Origin of the sequence: Pseudarthrobacter defluvii (assembly GCF_030323865.1) — a bacterium.
Lineage (GTDB): Bacteria > Actinomycetota > Actinomycetes > Actinomycetales > Micrococcaceae > Arthrobacter > Arthrobacter sedimenti.
Window position 1 is genome coordinate 1,362,462 of record NZ_CP066362.1, and the last position, 20,893, is coordinate 1,383,354.

The following is a 20,893-nucleotide window of genomic DNA, read 5'->3' on the forward strand; positions in this document are numbered from 1 at the left end:
ACCGGCTGCAGCCTGGCGCTGCAGCCACCACCACTCCATCCCAGCGCAACAACGAAGGCACACCCCTATGTCCGACGGCACGTCCAGCGGCACCCCGTTGACCCGGTTCGCGGAGCGATTCCAGCAGCTCTTCCACCGGAACGGCCGCCCCACCCGCCTGCATCCTGCGGCGGTATGGTCCGAAGCGAGCAGCACCGCCCTCCAGGCCCTGACACCCGGCTGGCGGGCCGTCCGTGACACCTGGCTCAAGTATGCGTGGCCGGTCCTTTCCGTGGTCAGCATCCTGGGCTGGTCCGTCCTGGCAGCAGCCATCCTGCTCTGGACCACCGGCCAGGCATTCGGCTGGCAGGAAGCCACGGCAGCCTCCATTGCCGCGTTCGCCATGTTCGTCATCGCCGTTGCCTTCATCCTGGGCCGGTCCTCCTACGGGGTGGTCCTGGACCTGGCCCGTACGCGTGTGGCGGTGGGGGACAGCGCCGTGGGCAGCATTGCGGTCTCCAACACCTCGGCACGCCCGCTGCTACCGGCCGCGCTGGAACTGCCGGTGGGCAGCACCACGGCCGTCTTCCACCTGCCCCGGATGAAGCCCGGACAGGTCCACGAAGACCTGTTCACCATCCCCACCGCGCGGCGCGCCGTCATCGTGGTGGGACCGGTCCGATCCGTCCGGGCAGACCCCCTGCACCTCCTGCGCCGCCAAGTCCTGTGGACCGAGCCGGAGGACCTCTTCGTCCACCCGCGCACGGTCGCCCTGGCGGGCTCCGCCGCAGGCTTCATCCGCGACCTCGAAGGCATGCCCACCACCGAGCTCTCCAGCGCCGACGTCTCCTTCCACGCCCTCCGCGACTATGTGCCGGGCGATGACCGCCGGCACATCCACTGGAAGACCACGGCCCGGACCAACAAACTGATGGTGCGCCAGTTCGAGGAAACCCGCCGTGCCCACCTGGCCATCTCGCTGTCCATCAACACCGAGGAATACGCCTCCGAAACCGAGTTCGAGATGGCCATCTCGGTGGCTGCCTCCATCGGCCGGCAGGCCATCCGCGAACAGCGGGAACTGGATGTCCTGACCCAAAAGGGGCCGCTGCGCTGTGAAACCGGCCGGAACATGCTGGACGACATGACACGGATCGTCGGCTCGCCCATGCGCCGCACCGCCGTCGACCTTGCCCGCACGCTGGCCGACACCGTCCCCAACGCCTCCGTGGTCTTCTTCGTGGTGGGCAGCAACGTAACGGCAACCCAACTCCGTTCCGCCGCCGCCTCGGTACCGCCCGGCGTGCGAAGCCTCGCAGTCCGGGTGGAAGCCGGGGCGGCGCCCACACGGGCCAACATCGCGGACCTTACTGTCCTGACGCTCGGCGACCTTGCCGACCTTGCCATCGTGCTGAGAAAGGCGGCAGCATGAGCACCGCACCGGGCCGTTCACCGCAAACTTCCATCCCGCCCACCCGTACCCGGCGGAAGGCCGCCACCACGGAGTCGGCCTTCGCTGACGGGCAGCCGCTCTGGCACTTCCTGCTCGACGCCGGCGCCCTGGTGGTCCTGCTGGGCCTGGGCCTGCTTGGCTTCGGCCTGAGCTTCGGCGGGGACCCCTATTACCTGGTCTCCGGATTCGGCGGCATCATCCTGGGCCTGGCCATTGGGGCCGCCAACGCCCACCTGCGCCTGGGCCTGCTGATCACCACCGCCCTGGCCCTGGCCGCGTACCTGGTGCTCGGGACCTGGCTGGCAGTGCCGGACGCCGCCATCGCAGGCTTCGTCCCCACCCTGGACTCGCTGCGGACCCTGCTGCTGGGTGTCGTCTTTGCCTGGAAGGACATGCTCACGGTCGGCGTGCCGGTGGGCACAGCCGGCGGCGTGCTCATCGTCCCGTTCCTGAGCTCGCTCATCACGGCCCTCGTGGCCGCTCTCCTGACCTGGCGGCTCCGCAGCCCCTACCTGCCCCTCCTTCCCGTGCTGGTCCTGTTCGTCACCGGCATCGCCTTCAGCACCAATGCCGCCTTCCTGACGCTGGAACGCGGCATCGGGCTGACCGTGCTGGGCATCGCCTGGGCAACGTTCCGCCGGGACGCCCTGCGGCGGAACAGCACCAGGCGGGTGGCGGTGAACAACCCGCAGAATGACAGCGCCACCGCGCGGCGGGCCAGGATCCGCCGGCTGGGCATGGCGGCGGGAGTCATCGCCGTCAGCGTCGGGATCACAGCAGTGGCCGCGCCGCTGGTCAGCGCAGGGGAGGACCGGAAAGTCCTCCGCAACGTGGTGGTGCCGCCGTTCGATCCCAAGGACTACATCACCCCGCTGGCCAGCTTCCGGACGTACGTGAAGGACAAGAAGGACGACACCCTGTTCGTGGTCAAGGGCCTCCCGCGCGACGGCCGGGTGCGCCTGGGGGCCCTGGACGCCTTCAACGGCACCAACTACAACATGGACCCCAACGGCTCGGGCAACTTCAGCAAGGTGGGCGACGCCAAGTCCATCAATACGCTCGCCGACACGTCCGGGGTAGTTCCCACCAACGATTACTCGATCAGCATCAACATCGAGGACTACCAGGGCTACTTTGTCCCCGGCGGGCGCAAGACCACCGGCATCAGCTTTGACCAGCCCGGGTCTGCAGCGGCTGGGGGACTCTACTTCAACCCGGGATCGGACACCGCTGTCACCACCAGCGGGCTGTCAAAGGGCGACTCCTATACCGTCCAGGTCTCCGACCCCGTCAAGCTCGAGCACGGCCAGCTGACCCAGTACGACTTCGCCAAGATCTCCCTCCCGGACCCCCTTGAGGTACCGCCGGTGGTGGGCTCCCAGGCGAACGACCTGTCCGCTGATGCCCCGACCGCGATCGACCGGGTGCGCCAGATTGAGGCCCACTTCCAGAAGACCGGGGCGTTCAGCAACGGCTTGGTGAGCGAGGGGCAGCTGCCCAGCGTTTCCGGCCACGGCTCTGCCCGCATCCGCAGCCTGCTCACAGCCAAGCAGATGCTCGGTGACGATGAACAGTACGCGGTGGCCATGTCCTTGATGCTGCGGCACTTGGGCATTCCGTCCCGCGTGGTGATGGGCTTCTACCCGGAACCGACCAGTCCCGAGAACGGCGCGGGCGAGGTGAAGATCACCGGCAAGGACGTCCACGCCTGGGTGGAGGTGGCGTTCGAGCGGGTGGGCTGGGTCAGCTTCGACCCCACCCCGCCCAAGGACAACATCCCCATCCCGCCGGACCCCGAAAGCAAGTCCAAGCCCAAGCCGCAGGTGCTGCAGCCGCCGCCCCCGCCGCAGGAGCCGGCGGACCTGCCGCCGGACTCCTCGCCGGACGCGCTGGACGCGGACCAGAAGAAGAACAACCCGTGGCTGTTCTGGGGCGCGCTCCTGGGTGCCTTGGGCGTCGCGGCCATCCCGGTGGTCGTCCTGGCCCTGCCGTTGTTGCTGATTGCTTTGCTGAAGGCACGACGGCGGAAGTCGCGTTTCCGTGATGGCCTCCCCGCCCAGCGTGTGGGCGGAGGATGGAACGAGGTAGTGAGCCTGGCGACGGACCTGGGTGCCGCCGTCGACACCCGGTCGACGAGGCGCGAAAGCGCCGCCGTGCTGGCCGAGGCGTTCCCGGCGACCTCGGGGACCACCACCATGCTGGCCCGCCGGGCGGACGCGTCAATCTTCGGCGCCGGGGAGCCCACTGAGGAGCAGGTCCGGGAGTACTGGACCATCGTTGACGGCTCGCTGAAGGAAATGACCTCCGGAATGGGCTTCTGGCGCCGGCAGCAGGCACGGTTCTCGCCCCGGTCGCTGCTCGCCGACGCCCGGACAGCCATGAACTCAGGTAGCGGCCTGAAGCTGCGCGGCGGCCGTTTGGCACTCCCGACGGTGCCCGGGATCCTCGCCGCGCGCCGTCGTCGTACCTCCGGCAACGCTGATGCGCCGCCCCAGCAGCACGCACCCAACCAGCAAGGACCACACCAGCAGTGATGCGCGACGCCGAACGCTGCCCCCGCTGCCAACAGCAGATCCGTGCGGGGGCCACCTTCTGCACTGCCTGCGGTGCGCCGCTGCCCAACAGGGCGGCGCGCCGCACCCGGACTTCGGACCTGCTTCCGGATCACGGCCCGAGTGCTGCCAGGGAGGCGCGTCCCGAGCATGCGGCGGGGATTCCCGGTACTATCCCGGTAGTAGAAAGGCCCCCGGCAGGTCAGCCGGCGGGCAGCGCATTGACGGGTCCCATATACACGGGCTCCGGGCCGGGCAGGACCGGCGGTTCCACCAAGGTGGAAGCCGCTCCAGGGGGAGGAACGGGAATGGCAGTGAACCTTCAGCTTGTTCCGGCTACGGCGGGCAAGCGGCTTGGTGCTGCCGTCATTGACTGGCTGCCTGGGTTAGCGGTGCTGGTGGTGACCTTCGCCATCGGTTTCGCCGGCATCACGCGGACCAGGAGCGGCGGCTTCATCGTCTACGACACGTCATCCCTGGTGCTGTTCGGCGGCATCGGCCTGGGCCTGACCCTGGCCTACCTGTTCGTTGTCCTCGGCCTGGAGAGCCGCGGCGGCAAGACGCCGGGCAACCTGCTGATGGGCATCCGCAGTGCGGACCAGGACGGCTACGCGCCCGGTGCCGGAGCTGTGTTCCTGCGCGGCCTGATCACGGGAGCCGGTGTCCTGCTGGCCCTGCTGGTGGCGGTGCTGGTGGTGGTGTTCAAGTGGTTCGACGTTGCCCTGTTTATTCTTGGGCCGCTGCTTCTGGTGTCTGCCGTCTGGGCGGTGCTGGTGGTTGTTTCCTGCCGATGGGACAAGCGCGGCGGGCTGCGCGGCTGGAATGACAACGCTGCCAAAACGTTGGTGTTCGACGTGAAAGCGGGCCGGGACCCCATCACCACCGGCGGCATCCAGGGGCCCTACAGCTTTGCGCCCCTGGACCTTCCGCCCGTCCAGCAGGTGCTGTCCCCGGTGGCCGGCGCCAAGGCACAGCAGGCAGCGGGATCCCAGGCTTCAGCGTCCGGACCGCCGGCGTCGCCCGTGCCGGCATCCCCCGCACCCGACTCCCGGCCGCCGGCACCCTTTAGCCCTGTACCATTCGCACCGACGCCCGTCGCGCCCCAACCCAGCGCGCCCCAGGCGGCGACGCCCCACGCAACCCCAGCCCAGGCCCCCCAAGCACCTGCGCCGTCGGCCACCATGCCGTCCCAGACCATGCCCTACACCTCGCCGGCATCCTTCGCGCCGCCTGCTGCAGGTGCCCCGGCTGCTGGTACCCACGGTTCGCCGGCAGGCTTCGAGCAAGGCTCCGTCCAGGGCTTCGCTTCTGCCGGTGCTCCCTCCGGTCACCGGGTGCCCCCGCCGCATGTGGACGACGACGTCGAGCGCACCCAGGTGCGCCCCGGCAGCGGTGCCCCGGCCCAGGTGGCAGTCCTGCGCATCCGCCTGGACGACGGGCGGGACTTCCAGCTGGACCGCAACGTCCTGGTGGGCCGCAACCCCGTGGGACAGGCCGGGGAGCAGCATGCCCAGCTGCTGGCCGTGGACGATCCCGGCCGCTCCATTTCGAAAACCCACCTGCACCTGCTCACCGACGGTGCCGGCATCTGGGTGACGGACCGGCACTCAACCAACGGAAGCGCCGTCACCACCCCGGACGGCCTGCGCACCCCCTTGGTGCCGGGCGTCCCCACGTTTGTTACCCCGGGATCCAGCGTGCATTTTGGAGACCGTACCTTTTACCTAGGACAGACATGAACCAGCACCCCGCCAGTGTTTCCTCCACTATCCAGCCGGGGCCGGGCCTTAGCCTCTCCTGCGGTTACGGGACGGACAGGGGGCTCCGCCGGGAACTGAACGAGGACTCGTATATCGCAGCCGATCCCATCTTCGCCGTGGCCGACGGCATGGGCGGCCACGAAGCCGGCGAGATTGCCAGCGGCCTGTGCGTGCGCGCCCTGGCCGAAATGCCCCAGGTCACCACGGGGGAGCGGAACATCACGGCGTCCGTCCTCCAGCAGTACCTGGTCCGTGCCGACGCCTCCATCCGTGAAGCCGCCGGGGCCCGGGCCGGTACCACGCTGACGGGCGCCGTCATTGTGGAACAGATGGGCATGCCCTACTGGCTGGTGATGAACATCGGCGACTCCCGCACCTACCGGCTCAGCCTGGGACGGTTCGAGCAGATCAGCGTGGACCACTCCGAAGTCCAGGAGCTGGTGGACGCGGGCGAAATCACCGCCCAGGAAGCCACCGTCCACCCGCGTCGGCACGTGGTCACCCGGGCACTGGGCACCGGGGATGAGACGGAGGCGGACTACTGGCTCCTCCCCGTCGAGGAAGGCGACCGCGTGCTGGTCTGCTCGGACGGCCTCACCGGCGAACTGGCAGACGATGACATCCTGCGGATCCTCAGTACCGTGGCGGACCCGCAGGAGGCCGTGGACGCCCTGATCCAGGCGGCCCTGCGCAGCGGCGGCCGTGACAACGTCACCGCCATCGTGGTGGACGCGCGCAACGTGGCGAACGACGACGGCGCAGGCACCACGGCGCCCCGCCACACCACGGCTGACGGGGACGAAGTGACGCTGCCGCGCCCGCAGTCCTCCGAGGCCGTGACGGAACCATTGCCCGAACCCTTGGTGGACGGCGCGGCATTGGATAACGGCGCGGCATTGGAAAACGGCACTGCGCTGGAGAACGGTGCCGGGCTGGTCGAGGGCACTTCGCTGGAGGGGGAGCCGGGCGATGACCGGCGCTAGCTACATTCCCGGCGGCTGGCTGGGCATCATCCGGTCCCGTACTGCAGTCCTGCTGGGTCCCGAGGCACCGGCTGAACTGGTCGGCGCACTGTGGGAACTCCTGGCCGGCCGGCCCGAACCGCACGAGGTCCTCGCCGCTGTGACCAGCAGCTCCGGCGGCTCGCTAACCCGCATACCGTCCTTCGCCATCCTTGACTTCAACGGGTCCCTGCGGGTCTTCCTGCGCGGCGCCATCGACCTTACCGTCGAGCAGCCAAGCGGGGCCGTTGACCTTGACGGAAGGGACGTAACCACCTGGAACGAACGCAAATTCGTGGTGCCCGGCACATGCAGGTTGGGTCTCCCGGATGGCGGCGCTGCAGGCACCGGCGGCGCATGGCCCGCAGAGGGTCCCGGGCTGCCGCTCGGGGAGGGCGTGGTGCTGCTCCGGTCCCTGATCTTTGGGACACAGCCAAGTCCTGCCGCCGTCGATGGCGCTGCTGCTGATACTGGCACGGCGGCGGGCGAAGGGACGGCTGTAATCACAGGCACGGCGCCTGCGGACGGTACAGAAGCAGGACATGTTCCCGCCGCCCCCGACGGCCCTTTTGCCGTCAATGCGGCCGGTGAAGTGGAATCTGCCGGTGAAGTGGACACTGCCGGCGAAGTCGATGGTAGCGGCGACGCCGGCCATGTTGCCGGGATTGTGGTGGGGGTGATTGACGAGGACCTGGACGTGGACCCGGTTGAAGACCCGGTTGCTGACGTGAACGACGACCTGAACGAGGCCCCGGACGGGGAATGCGCGGAAGACGGGAACCTGCCCCAGGCGTTCGCCGCCGACGCTCTTGACCCCGAAGGCCTTGACCTCGAAGGTCTTGATCCCGACGCCACCATCGCTCCGGGCGCCATCATCGACGCCGACGAGGAACTGCTGGAGGAGCCTGCCAATCCGGCACCGGTTGGCGACGGACCGGTTGGCGACGGCCCGGCCGGACCGGACGGGGCGGAAACTGATCCAGGCGATGCCGCTCCGGCCGAGGAACTCACCAGCTCCTACGACCACCTCTGGGACCGCACTGTGATGCGGAACATCGAGGACGCGGCGGTGCGCGAGGAACCCGATGCCGACTCCGGCCATGTGGTCCCGCAGCAACCTCCAGCCCTGCCCGCGGCCGAACCGCTGGCCGCTCTTGGTGCAGCGGAGGACGCCGGCCTGGAGGGTGCAGCAGCCGGTTCTGGACCGGCAGCGGACTCCGACACTGCCACCGGCGCCGGCAATCCTGCCGCAGCTGGCCCCGAAACCGGCGCGGCGGCTGCCTCGCCCCGCCCTGCCTCCACGGGCCTCATCGATTCCGTCCCATGGCGTACCGCGGGAGCTGCGACAACACCCGCCCCGGAACCCAGCACGCCGCCAGCCCTCGGCACGCCGCCGGCTCCGCCAGTCCCTGCCCCCGTTGCATTCGAAGGTGGCCCTTCCGGGCTGGCCCAGAGCTCGTCCCAGGCCCAACCCGAGGCCGGCTTCGATCCCGACCACGACGGCCAGACGGTTATGAAGAGCAGCCTTCCGGGAGCAGGCTCCGTCCCGGCCGCAAACCAGCAGGCCGCACTGCAGGATGCCGGCGACGGGCCGCTGGTGCTGGCGCGCGTCTGTTCGCAGGGCCACGCCAATCCGCCAACCCGTGCACAGTGCGGCGCCTGCGGTGCCGCCCTGCTGCCCGACGCCGTCCAGGTTGCACGTCCACGGCTGGGCCGGATGCGCCTATCCACGGGCGAACTCCTGGACCTGGACCAGTCGATGGTCATTGGCAGGCAGCCGTCCGTATCCCGGGTCCAGGGCGGGGTCATGCCGCGCCTTGTCCAGGTGGCGAGCCCGGGCGGGGACATCTCCAGGTCCCACGTTGAGGTGCGGCTCGAAGGCTGGCACGTCATGCTCTGCGATCTCAAAGCCACCAACGGCACCGTCCTGGTCCGCGAAGGCCAGCCGCCGCGCCGCCTGGCCCAAAACGAGATGGCCATCCTGCTCGACGGCGACATCGCGGAGCTGGGCGACAACATCTCACTGCGTTTTGAGGAGATTCCGTGAGTTCCAAACGGCCCGTTGCGCCGCCGCCCCGCATTCCGGGGTTCACCTACATCAGCCTGCTGGGATCCGGCGGCTTCTCCGACGTCTACCTCTATGAACAGGACAGGCCGCGCCGAAAGGTGGCGGTCAAGGTGCTGCTCTCCGACCTGAAGACAGAGGGCGCCCGGCGGCGGTTCGAATCCGAAGCCAACCTCATGGCCCAGCTGTCCTCGCACCCGTACATCGTCACCATTTTCGAAGCGGAAGTGACGGATGACGGGCACTCCTACCTGGCCATGGAGTACTGCTCACGGCCCAGCCTGGACGTCCGGTACCGGCGGCAGCGCTTCAGCGTGGACGAGGTCCTGGCAGTGGGCATCCAGGTTGCCTCCGCGGTGGAGACAGCCCACCGTGCCGGCATCGCCCACCGTGACATCAAGCCCGCCAACATCCTGGTGACGGACTACAACCGCCCTGCCCTGACCGACTTCGGCATCTCCGGCACCCTCGCCGGGGACTCGGACGACGACTCCGGCATGTCCATTCCGTGGTCCCCGCCCGAGCAGTTCCGGGACGGGCCCGTGGACGGCGTCATGGTGGACGTGTGGGCCCTTGGCGCCACGCTCTACACGCTGCTGGCCGGCCGCTCGCCCTTCGTCATGCCCGGGGCGGACAATTCGCAGCGCGAATTGATCAACCGCATCAGCAACACGGCCCTGCCGCGTCTGGGCCGGGCCGATGTGCCGGAATCCCTGGAACTGGCGCTGGCCACGGCCATGGCCAAGTCACCGCAGTCCCGGTACTCCTCGGCCCACGCCTTCGCCCTGGCCCTGCAACGCATCCAGGCCGAGCTCAACCTCTCCGTCACGCCCTTCGAGGTCCTGGAGGAGCCCCAGCAGGACGAGGGCCACCCGGATGACGGCACTGAGGAAACGCGCGTCCGCAGCATCGCCGCCATCGACCCGGAAGGCACCGGCAGCGCCCCCACCTTCCCGGCACGCACCCGGCCCAACGCAGCCAGCCCCAATTTTCCTGGCGCCAGTCTTCCCGGCGCCCAGACCGACGCGACCGGACGCAGGGGAGGCGCCGTCCCGCCGTCGGCCTTCACCCCCGCAGCGCCCAGCCAATGGCGGGCGGCCCCGGCAGTGCCCTCCATCCCGGCCAGTCCGGCAGGAGCACCGGGCGCTTCCGGAACAGAACCGGCCGACGGCGGCGGGCAGGGGGAGTGGGCACAGTCCACCGTCCTGCGCGGCGCCCCGGGGGCGGTGAACTACGGCGCGCCGGTAAGCGATGCCGGGCAGGACGCCTATACCGCCGACGCAACGGTCCAGCGGCCCCTGAAAGTGGACGAGCCGCAGGCGGCACCGCAAGCGGACCACGGCAAACGCAACCTCTGGCTGGCAATCACCGGGGGCACCCTTCTGGCGCTGGCGGCGGTGGTGGGCATCGTGGTGGCCAACGCGGCCCCCGGCACCCCCAAGCCTGTGCCCACCCAGCAGGTAACCAAACCCCCGGCGGACGCCCTGGACGACGGCACCGTCCCGGACGTCGAAGGCCTCAAGGGATCCATCGGCGGTGACGGGGAGGCCAGCTTCACCTGGACCAATCCGCAGCCCAAGGAGGGGGACACCTACAAGTGGAAGGTGTGGACCATAGGCGGGAACAGCTTGGAATTCCATTCTGTGGACAAGCCGCCGGTCAAGATGCGGCCCAGCCCCACCGGGCAGACCTGCATCCAGGTGATGATCGTCCGCTCGGACGGCGCATTCTCACCCATGGAGGAGAACTCCATCGCCTGCACCGGCCAGTGATGGCACTGGACCAGCACGTAACATCCGGCTGCGGCACCCGGCAACAGCACACCACCAGTACTCCGGCTACCGGAACAGTTCTGCCTTGAGGAGGCGCGGATCATGGGGGATCTAGCAATAGATTTTTGTGGCGAATGGTATGAGCCATCGGACCAGGACATCTTCAATATCGGCCGCGAGGGCGACCTCGAAGTGGACGACAACCCTTACCTGCACCGGCAGTTCCTGCAGGTGGCCAGGTACGACGGAATCTGGTGGCTTAGCAACGTGGGCAGCATGCTCTCCGCCACCGTTGCCGACGCGTCCGGCGGCATGCAGGCCTGGTTGTCGCCCGGTGCCCGGATTCCGTTGGTCTTCAGCCACACGAACGTGATCTTCACGGCCGGACCCACCACGTACGAGTTCGCCGTGCACCTGAAGACGCCCTCCTTCCGGCAGGAAGCCCCAGAAGGCGCCAGCAGCGGGGACACCACCATCGGCCCGGTGGTCTTCACGGATGCCCAGAAGGCGCTGATCGTGGCGCTCGCTGAGCCGGTGCTTCGGCGCGAAGGGACCGGTTTCAGCACCATCCCGTCCTCCGCGGCCGCGGCCAAGACACTGGGTTGGGCGCTGACCCGCTTCAACCGCAAGCTCGACAACGTCTGCGACAAGCTGGACCGCGTGGGCGTGGTGGGGCTGCGCGGCGGCGGCGGCAAGCTGGCCACCAACCGCCGGGCCCGCCTGGTGGAACACGCCGTCACCACCCACCTGGTGACACCCGATGACCTGTACCTGCTGGAAAAGATGAGGGGCGTGGACGAAGGATGAGGATCCGGCTGACACTCCGCCGTGAACCCGCCGACGCCAAGGACCTGGCCGTCACGGTGGACGGCATGGCCACCGTGGCCGATATCGCCACCGTGCTGTGGGCCGCGGACCCGGAACGCAAGGGCACGCCTGCGCCGGACAACCTGTCCCTGCGGATCGACGAGGCCTTCGTGGGCGCCGGTATCAGCGGCAACATCCTGGCCCGCCAGGACAACCTCCTCGAATCGGGCCTGCGCCCCGGCTCCGTGGTTTCCCTGGCCCAGGTGAGCGAACAGTTCAACGAACCCGGGGCGAACCGGGGGCCGGCAGCGGCCACGCTGCGGGTGCTGTCCGGGCCCGACGTCGGCCGCGAATTTTCGCTGCCCACCGGCACCAGCTACATCGGCCGGGACCGGGACGTGGATATTCGATTGACGGACCCGCTCACCTCCAAGCGGCACGCCCGGATCACGGTGGACGAGAGCATCGAAATCGTGGACACCAACTCCGCCAACGGCCTCCTCATGGACGGCCTGCCCGTCACCCGCGCCACCCTCAACTCTTCAGACACCGTGACCCTGGGGGACACCACCGTCACCGTGGTGCCGTTGGGACACAACCATGCGGCAGCACCGACGTCGCCCCTGGTGGACTTCAACCGCTCCCCGCGCGTGGTGCCCCGCTTCGAGGTACCCAAGCGCGTCCTTCCCTCCGGGCCCAAGCGGCCTGAGGACCAGCCATTCCCGTACATCATGCTGGTGGCGCCGTTGATGATGGGCGCCGTCATTTTCGCGGTTACGCAGAACGTGCTGTCCATGGTGTTCATGCTGATGATGCCCCTGTTCATCGTGGGCCACTACGTTGATACGAAGATGCGGACCCGGAAGCAGCAGAAGGAGCAGCTCAAGCAGTTCCGGGCCTCCATGGCCGCCTTCCGGCAGGACCTCACCGAGCTGCAGCAGGTGGAACGGGCAGTCCGGCTGCAGGAGGCGCCGTCCGTCAGCGACACCGTGGACGCCATCTACAAGCTTGGGCCGCTGCTGTGGACGCACCGGCCGGAGCACTCCTCCTTCCTTGGCCTGCGCTTTGGGCTGGGGACCGCGCCCTCCCGCATCCCGCTGGAAGAACCCTCCAACAACGACACCGAGGTCCAGTACGCCCGTGAAATCCAGGACTGCATCAAGCAGTTCAGCGAGATCGAAGGCGTTCCCGTGGTCTCCCAGCTGCGCACCTCGGGCGCCCTCGGCATCGCCGGCGCCCGAGGCCTGGTGGACGACGTTGCCCGCGGCATGGTGCTGCAGCTGGTGGGGCTGCATTCACCCGCCGAGGTGGTCCTGACAGCCATTACGTCCGCCCAGTCCCGGGAGCGCTGGAACTGGCTGCAGTGGCTGCCGCACGTGGGCTCGGGCCACAGCCCCTTGGGCGGGGACCACCTTGCTGCCGGTTCGGCCGGCGGTTCGTCACTGCTGGCCCGCCTCGAGGACCTGGTGGACGCCCGCGAGGCAGCAGCCAAGCGGACCGCCCCGGACCTGCGCCCCGGCATCGACCCCGTCAAGCATGAGCTCGAGGAACCCGTCCTGCCGTCCGTCCTGGTCATCGTGGAAGACGACGCCCCCGTGGACCGCGGCCGCCTCACCCGGCTGGCGGAACGGGGTCCCGATTCAGGCATCCACGTCCTGTGGGTGGCCACCGACATCCAGGCGCTCCCTGCAGCCTGCCGCGACTTCATGGTGGTGGACGGGGACCACGGCACCACCACCGGCCAGGTCCGCCTCGGCCGGCACACCTACCCGGTCAGCTGCGAAAGCGTGGACGCCGAACTCGCCGCCCAGCTCGCCCGGATGCTGGCCCCCGTGGTGGACGTGGGCAAGCCCGTCAACGACGACTCCGACCTGCCCAGGGCCGTCTCCTACGCCACCCTGATTGGCAAGGACTTCCTGGACAACCCGGAGGCCGTGGCGGAGCGTTGGACGGAGAACAATTCCGTGCACGCTACGTCAGTGGCCAACCGCAAGGACAACGGCACACTCCGGGCCCTGGTGGGGTCAAAAGGCATTGAACCGCTCTACCTGGACCTCAAGAACGAGGGCCCGCACGCGCTGGTGGGCGGTACCACCGGCGCCGGCAAGTCCGAGTTCCTGCAGTCCTGGGTGATGGGCATGGCCGCGGCCTACAGCCCGGACCGGGTCAGCTTCCTGTTCGTGGACTACAAGGGCGGCGCCGCATTTGCGGACTGCATCAACCTTCCGCACACCGTTGGGCTGGTGACGGACCTGTCCCCGCACCTGGTGCGCCGGGCCCTCACCTCGCTGCGCGCCGAGCTGCACTACCGTGAGCAGCTGCTGAACCGGAAGAAGGCCAAGGACCTGCTGGCCCTGCAACGGGAGGCCGACCCCGAGGCTCCGCCGTACCTGATCATCATCGTGGACGAGTTCGCGGCCCTGGCCAACGACGTTCCCGAGTTCGTGGACGGCGTGGTGGACGTGGCCGCCCGCGGCCGATCCCTGGGCCTGCACCTGATCCTTGCCACCCAGCGGCCGGCCGGCGTCATCAAGGACAACCTGCGCGCCAACACCAACCTCCGCGTTGCCTTGCGCATGGCGGACGAGGACGACGCCACCGACATCCTCGGCGTCCCGGACGCGGCCTACTTCGACCCCGCCATTCCGGGGCGCGGCGCCGCCAAGACCGGGCCGGGCCGCATCCAGGGGTTCCAGACCGGCTATGCCGGCGGCTGGACCACGGACAAGCCGCAACGGCCGCAGATCGACATCGTGGAGATGGCCTTCGGCTCCGGTCCCAGCTGGGAAGCGCCCGCACCGGACAAGCCCGTGGCCCAGGAACCGGCCGGCCCCAACGACATCGCCAGGATGACCTCCACCATCGTGCACGCCGCGGACCGCCTTGCCATCCAGCCGCCCCGCAAGCCGTGGCTGGACGAACTGGCCAAGACCTACGACTTTTCCAAGCTCCCCAACCCCCGCACCGACGAACAGCTCCTGCTCGGTGTGGCCGATGATCCCGTCCACCAGGACCAGCCCACTGTGTTCTACGAACCGGACAGGGACGGCAACATGGCCATCTATGGTACCGGTGGCTCGGGGAAGTCTGCCGCCCTGCGCGGCATTGCCATTGCTGCCGCGGTCACCCCGCGCGGCGGCCCCGTGCACGTGTACGGCATCGACTGTGGCTCCGCCGGGCTGCGGATGCTGGAGGAGCTTCCGCACGTGGGCGAGATAATCAACGGCGACGACGTGGAACGCGTTGGGCGGCTGCTGCGGCTCCTGCGGGACATCGCAGAGCTGCGCTCGGCGCAGTTCGCCGAGGTCCGTGCCTCCACCATCGTGGAGTACCGGAAGCTGGCCAACCGGCCGGACGAGAAGCGCATCTTCGTGCTGGTGGACGGCATGTCCGCCTTCCGCGAGGCCTACGAGCACAGCAAGCTCTCCGGGCTCTGGGACATCTTCCTGCAGCTGGCCACGGACGGCCGCACCCTGGGCATCCACCTGGTGGTGACGGGGGACCGGCCCAACGCCGTGCCCGCGTCGCTGCTGGCCTCCATCCAGCGGAGGCTGGTCCTGCGCCTGTCCAACGAGGACGACTACATTTCCATGGATGTGCCCAGGGACGTCCTGACCGCAAACTCGCCTCCGGGCCGCGGACTCCTGGACGGACTCGAAGTGCAGCTGGCCGTCCTGGGCGGCAACTCGAACCTGGCACTGCAGGCCCGGGAAGTCCACAAGCTCAGCGAAGCGATGCTGCGGCAGGGGCTGGGCACCGCCCCTGGCATCGAGCGGCTTCCGGAGCAGGTGGACCTGGACGTCCTTCCCGCCGGCAGCCCGGACCTGCCCGTCATCGGCGTGGACGACGAATCACTGCAGCCGGCCGAGATCATGGCACGCGGCCCGCTGCTGCTGGCGGGCCCGCCGGGAGCCGGGCGGACCGTGGCCCTGGTCACCCTGGCCTACGCGCTGCGCCGGTCCAACCCCGCTACCGAGCTGATCTACCTCGGGTCCCGCCGGTCCGCCGTCGCGTCCCTTCCGATCTGGAACCGCTCCGTGGTGGGCCCGGACGATCTCGCCGAGGTGGTGGAGGACCTGGTGGAGCACTCCACCGGGAACCCGGGAACGGTGGCCTTCTTCATCGAAGGCCTGACCGAGTTCACCGACACCATCGCCGAATCGGGCATGGCGCAGCTGGTCACCGCGTCGCTGAAGGCGGACCAGTGGGTGGTGGGCGAGTCCGAGTCCTCCACCTGGTCCAGTGCCTGGCAGCTTGCCCAGCCGTTCAAATCCGGCCGGCGCGGACTGCTGCTCAACCCTGGGGACATCGAGGGCGACAGCCTGCTCAATACCTCCCTGGGCCGGGTCAGTCCGGAGTTCATCCCCGGCCGCGGCTACGTGGTGGGACGCGGCAAAGCACGGAAGATCCAGGTGGCGCTGCCGCCTGAAAACCGGGACTGAACAGGCCCGATAACTGCGGGGCCGCCACAGCTGCGGATTTGCGGCCCCGCAGGGCGCTGTAGAAGACTACCGGGGACACCAGAAAGCCGTGGTGGGGGGCTGCGCGCATCGAAAGGTAGCAATGACCCCGTCCGCACCGTTCCGCCACGCCGTTTCGACGACCGCATCCGCAGCCGTCCTGGCCCTCGCCTTTGGCTTCTTCCCAACCGGCCCGGCTCTTGCCGCCACCACCGCACCCTCGCCCACTCCGGCGTCGGGCACGCAGTCCACGGACTGCGGGCTGGTTTGCCTTCCCATCCTTGCCGGCAGCCCGGACACCGGCCAGAACGGACGGCCGCGGAAGTCCAAGGAACCTGCTCCGCCGCCCGCCCAGCCGGCGCCCCCTGCCGAGCCGCCCGCCCAGCCCGCCCAACCCCAGCCTCCCCAGGCGGATACGACCCCGCAGCCCGATGCCCCGGCACCTGATCCGGCCGCAATCCCGGCCACCGCGCCGGCCGTCCCGGCTGAGCCTGCCCCTGACACTGCCTCGGCCGCCGCAGGTTACCGGCCTCCCACCGGACCCTCCAGCGGCCAGGACTGGAACAGCCCGGTCACCCGGTCCGCCGCGCCTGCCCAGTTGGCTGCTGCAACTCCCGCAGGTGGCCAGGGACCCAACGGCCCGGCGCTGCTGCCCATCGTCGCCGGAACGGTGCTGCTGGCAGTGTCCGCCGGAGCCTTCGCGTGGTGGACCCGGAACCGCAACCGGCTCCGGGTCCACTGAGCTGATCCTGCGGCAACACCTCCTGGCTGCGGCGCTTTCGGGCTGCAACGCGTCCTGCCTGCCGCGCGGGCCTGCCGGGTGGCTGTCGGAGGTGTAAGGCAAGATAGGTCTGTGAGCACAGGACCAGGACCCGCAGAAAAGACCGACGCCCGGCCCCCGGCACCGCACGAACCAGAGGCGGTCCCCACCGAGGCCATCCGCGAGGAATACGAAAACCTTGCGGACCTGGTGCGGAAGTACCGGTTCGCGTACTACCAGGAGGACGCGCCGCTGGTATCGGACGCCGAATTCGACGCCCTTTTCCGCCGGCTCGAGGAGATCGAGGCGCTGCACCCGGAACTGGTGGCCAACGATTCACCTACCCAGGAAGTGGGCGGCGAGGTCTCCGCAGCGTTCGCGCCGGTGGAACACCTGCAGCGAATGTACAGCCTGGAGGACGTCTTCTCGCTGGAAGAGCTTGAAGCCTGGCTCAACCGGGCCGAGGCCAGCATCGAAAAAATCGGTGACGGCGGCGCCACGGCAGCCTGGCTGACCGAACTCAAGATCGACGGCCTGGCCGTCAACCTCCTATACCGGGACGGCAAGCTGGTGCGCGCTGCCACCCGCGGTGACGGCACCACGGGTGAGGACATCACCCACAACCTCCTCACCATCAAGGAAATCCCGCAGGAACTGCGCGGCAGCAGCTTCCCGGCCGAGATGGAGGTGCGCGGTGAAGTCTTCATCCCCTCCAAGGCCTTCGCGGAGTTCAACGAAGCACTGATCGAAGCCGGCAAGGCCCCGCTGGCCAACCCCCGGAACGCCGCAGCCGGGTCGCTGCGCCAGAAGGACCCGGCCGAGACGGCCAAGCGGCCGCTGAAGATGTTCGTCCACGGCATCGGCGCCCGGGAGGGGCTTGTTGCCGGCAGCCAGTCGGAAACGTATGGGCTGCTCAAGGAATGGGGCCTGCCTGTCAGCCCGTATTTCGAGGTACTGGAAACCCGCGACGATGTCCTGGGCTTCATCAAGCGGTACGGCGACCAGCGCCACAAGCTGCTCCATGAGATCGACGGCATCGTGATCAAGGTGGATGACTTCGCCACCCAGCGGGCCCTGGGCAACACCACCCGCGTTCCCCGCTGGGCCGTGGCCTACAAGTACCCGCCGGAGGAAGTCCACACCAAGCTGCTGGACATCCAGGTCAACGTGGGCCGAACCGGACGCGTCACCCCCTACGGCGTCATGGAGCCGGTCAAGGTTGCCGGTTCCACCGTGGAGATGGCCACCCTGCACAACCAGGACGTGGTCAAAGCCAAGGGCGTCAAGATCGGCGACATCGTCATCCTGCGGAAGGCGGGCGACGTCATTCCGGAGATCGTGGGCCCGGTCCTGAACCTCCGTGACCAGCAGGACCCGCCCGTACGCGACTTTGTCATGCCTACCGAATGCCCCTCCTGCGGAACACCGCTGGCCCCGGCCAAGGAAGGGGACGTGGATGTCCGCTGCCCCAACGCCAGGTCCTGCCCGTCACAGCTGCGCGAGCGGGTGTTCCATGTAGCCGGCCGGGGTGCCTTCGATATCGAGGCCCTGGGTTGGGAAGCGGCCATCGCACTGACCCAGCCCACCGAACCCGAGGTGCCGCCGCTGACCTCCGAAGCACGGCTCTTCGACCTCACCCCCGAGGACCTGGCCGACGTCAGGATCCGGCGCGAGAAAAAGGCCAAGGGAGTCCCTACGGGCGAGTACGAGCTGGTGCCCTACTTCTTCAGCAAGGGCACCGCCAAGTCGCCGTCCAAGCCCACGGCCACTACGCAGAAGCTCTTCAAGGAACTCGAAAAGGCCAAGACGCAGCCCCTGTGGCGCGTCCTGGTTGCCTTGTCCATCCGGCACGTTGGTCCCCGCGCATCCCGGGCCCTGGCACAGGCGTTCGGCTCCATGGACCGCATCCGCGCAGCCTCCGAGGAGGAACTGGCCCACGTGGACGGGGTGGGGCCCACCATCGCCGCCGCCCTGAAGGAATGGTTCGCCGAGGACTGGCACGTGGAGATCATCGACCGTTGGGCCGCCGCTGGGGTGCGCATGGAGGACGAGCAGGACGAGTCCATGCCACGCACCCTCGAAGGGCTCACCGTGGTGGTCACCGGCTCCCTGCCCAACTTCAGCCGCGACGAGGCCAAGGAAGCCATCCTGCTCCGGGGCGGTAAGGCCGCGGGCTCCGTTTCCAAGAACACCAGCTACGTCGTGGCCGGCGAAAGCGCCGGCACCAAGCTGGACAAGGCAGAACAGCTGGGAATCCGCGTGCTCGACGAGGACGGGTTCCGGCAATTGCTCGACGGCGGCCCGGCAGCGTTGGGTGACGGCGGCAACGAAGAGGCGACCGTGCCGGCCACTGCGGGGGAGGACACTGTCGAGGAAAACACTGTCGGGGAGAACACTGTCGAGGAGAACGCATGACGTCCGCTTCGGAGCTCCTGGAGGTGGCCAAAGAGGCCGCCGCGGCAGGCGCGAAGGTCCTGTCCGGCCGGAATGGCAACGCCCTGGACGCGAGCAACAAGGGAGCGGCGGGGGACTGGGTGACCGCCTACGACGTCGCTGCCGAGAGTGCCGTGCGGGATGTCATTTCCGCTGCCCGTCCAGGCGACAGCGTCACGGGTGAGGAACAGGGAACCACCCGCGCTGCCCACCCCAGCGGCTACCGCTGGTCCATCGACCCCCTGGACGGCACCACCAACTTCATCCGCAACATCGTCTACTACGCCACCTCAGTGGCAGTTGCCGATGCTGACGGCGTTTGGCAGGCCGGCGTCGTCAACGCCCCTGCCCTGGGCCGGGTGTACTACGCTGCCCGCGGCCACGGTGCGTGGCTGGAGGAGCGGGGCACCGTCACCAGGCTCGACGGACCGGTTCCGGGGCGCGCCGGGCAGATCCTGGCCACCGGGTTCAGCTATGAGCCGGAAATCCGCGTCCAACAGGCTGCGGCCTTCGGTACCCTGATGGACGGCTTTGCCGATGTCCGCCGCCTTGGGTCCGCCGCCCTGGACCTGTGCATGGTGGCGGATGGAACCCATGACGCCTACGGCGAGCGGGGGCTGAACGAGCACGACTTCTCGGCCGGCGCCCTGATCGCGGAGGAAGCCGGCTGCTGGGTGCGCAGGCCACGCCTCACCAGCCCCCTCGACGGCGGCCCCACCGACGACGAGCGCCTGGACGCCTGGACCTGCGCCGCCAGCCTGGAACTGTCCGGCAAGTTCCCGCTCTGAGTTTCGCGCACCTACTGATAGTTCGATCACGGAAAGCGCGTTTCCGCCGGAGGGGAGGCGCGCGGGCTACTACCATTGACGGGTGCACAAGCAGTTGACCATCCGTCCCGCCGTCAAGGCCGATTTCGACGCCGTTGCCCGCATCACCGGCGACTCCTACCTGTCCGCCGGCTACTTCGACGACGCCGCCCACCCGTACATGGTCAAGATCATGGACGTTGCGGCCCGCGCCGAGCAGGCCACCATCTGGGTGGCAGAACGGGAAGGAACCGTCATCGGTTCGGTCACCCTGGCGCTGGCCGGGGAACCGTACGCGGACATCGCCCAGCAGGACGAGCTGGAATTCCGCATGCTGGTGGTGGACCCGGCCGTGCAGCGCAGCGGTGCCGGCAAGGCCATGGTGGATGCCATCCTCAGCTATGCGAAAACCCTTCCCGGCATCAAGGGAGTGTCCCTCACCACCGGCCAGGCCTGGGAAAGCGCCCACGGCCTGTACCGCAAGACCGGGTTCCAGCGCGTGCCCGAGCGGGACTGGTTCGTTCCCGGCACCGACACAAAACTGCTGGTTTATCGGCGCGACCTGTAGCAGCCCTACAGTGGTGGCGACCCATTCCAGCTTTGAAAGGCCCACCATGCGCAAAACCTTCGGCAGCGGATCCGTCTGGGAACAGACCCTCGGTTACTCCCGTGCCGTCCAGGTGGACAACACCCTCTACATCTCAGCCACCGCTGCCAGCGGCGAGGACGGCGTGGTGGGGGATGACTTCTACACCCAGACCCAGTACATCCTGCAGAAACTCGGCAAGGTCCTGGCCGACGCCGGCTTCGCCTACGAGGACGTGGTGCAGTCCAAGCTGTACCTGACGGACATCAGCAAGTGGGAAGAGGCCGGCCGGGCCCACGGCGAAGTGTTTGGCGGGATCCGTCCTACCCTCTCCCTGGTCCACGTGCTCCCGTTCCTGGACCCGAAGATGCTTGTCGAGATCGAACTGGTCGCCCAGAAGAGCGCGTAACGCGATCCACGCATCCTCCGCGTGCTCGCTCATTCTTCGCTTAGACGCAC

13 protein-coding genes are annotated in these 20,893 nt (G+C 68.6%); all 13 read left to right on the forward strand.

What is annotated here, in order from left to right:
• Positions 1-67: 67 nt before the first annotated feature.
• The 13 genes from JCQ34_RS06265 to JCQ34_RS06325 all read left to right on the forward strand — a co-directional run bounded on the left by JCQ34_RS06265 (position 68) and on the right by JCQ34_RS06325 (position 20,843).
• Entirely contained in the window at positions 68-1,411 is a 1,344-nt protein-coding gene (locus JCQ34_RS06265; protein WP_286402959.1) for a DUF58 domain-containing protein, read from the forward strand.
• Positions 1,408-3,966: a transglutaminase-like domain-containing protein gene (locus JCQ34_RS06270; RefSeq protein WP_286402961.1), complete on the forward strand. Its 2,559-nt coding sequence runs from the start codon at positions 1,408-1,410 to the stop codon at positions 3,964-3,966. Before JCQ34_RS06265 ends, JCQ34_RS06270 begins: the two co-directional genes overlap by 4 nt.
• Complete coding sequence (locus JCQ34_RS06275) at positions 3,966-5,723, forward strand: RDD family protein (protein ID WP_286404336.1); 1,758 nt, start codon at positions 3,966-3,968, stop codon at positions 5,721-5,723. Before JCQ34_RS06270 ends, JCQ34_RS06275 begins: the two co-directional genes overlap by 1 nt.
• Entirely contained in the window at positions 5,720-6,727 is a 1,008-nt protein-coding gene (locus tag JCQ34_RS06280) for a PP2C family protein-serine/threonine phosphatase (RefSeq protein WP_286402963.1), read from the forward strand. Before JCQ34_RS06275 ends, JCQ34_RS06280 begins: the two co-directional genes overlap by 4 nt.
• Positions 6,714-8,792, forward strand: coding sequence for an FHA domain-containing protein (locus tag JCQ34_RS06285; RefSeq protein ID WP_286402965.1), 2,079 nt, complete (start codon positions 6,714-6,716; stop codon positions 8,790-8,792). The genes JCQ34_RS06280 and JCQ34_RS06285 overlap by 14 nt, the downstream gene beginning before the upstream one ends.
• A complete protein-coding gene (locus JCQ34_RS06290; protein WP_286402967.1) occupies positions 8,789-10,582 on the forward strand; it encodes a serine/threonine protein kinase in 1,794 nt (597 codons plus the stop codon). The genes JCQ34_RS06285 and JCQ34_RS06290 overlap by 4 nt, the downstream gene beginning before the upstream one ends.
• 102 nt (positions 10,583-10,684) lie before the next feature.
• Positions 10,685-11,389 (forward strand): hypothetical protein, encoded by a 705-nt coding sequence (locus JCQ34_RS06295; RefSeq protein ID WP_286402969.1) that lies wholly within the window; start codon positions 10,685-10,687, stop codon positions 11,387-11,389.
• Entirely contained in the window at positions 11,386-15,831 is a 4,446-nt protein-coding gene (locus tag JCQ34_RS06300; RefSeq protein ID WP_286402971.1) for an FtsK/SpoIIIE domain-containing protein, read from the forward strand. The genes JCQ34_RS06295 and JCQ34_RS06300 overlap by 4 nt, the downstream gene beginning before the upstream one ends.
• Before the next feature lie 121 nt (positions 15,832-15,952).
• Positions 15,953-16,591: a hypothetical protein gene (locus JCQ34_RS06305; protein ID WP_286402973.1), complete on the forward strand. Its 639-nt coding sequence runs from the start codon at positions 15,953-15,955 to the stop codon at positions 16,589-16,591.
• 111 nt (positions 16,592-16,702) lie between these two features.
• Positions 16,703-19,024: an NAD-dependent DNA ligase LigA gene (gene ligA, locus JCQ34_RS06310; protein WP_286402974.1), complete on the forward strand. Its 2,322-nt coding sequence runs from the start codon at positions 16,703-16,705 to the stop codon at positions 19,022-19,024.
• On the forward strand, positions 19,021-19,830 hold the full coding sequence (locus tag JCQ34_RS06315) for an inositol monophosphatase family protein (RefSeq protein WP_286402976.1): 810 nt from the start codon (positions 19,021-19,023) through the stop codon (positions 19,828-19,830). Before ligA ends, JCQ34_RS06315 begins: the two co-directional genes overlap by 4 nt.
• 82 nt (positions 19,831-19,912) lie before the next feature.
• Complete coding sequence (locus JCQ34_RS06320) at positions 19,913-20,416, forward strand: GNAT family N-acetyltransferase (RefSeq protein WP_286402978.1); 504 nt, start codon at positions 19,913-19,915, stop codon at positions 20,414-20,416.
• A gap of 46 nt (positions 20,417-20,462) precedes the next feature.
• Positions 20,463-20,843, forward strand: coding sequence for a RidA family protein (locus tag JCQ34_RS06325; RefSeq protein ID WP_286402979.1), 381 nt, complete (start codon positions 20,463-20,465; stop codon positions 20,841-20,843).
• Positions 20,844-20,893: the final 50 nt, after the last annotated feature.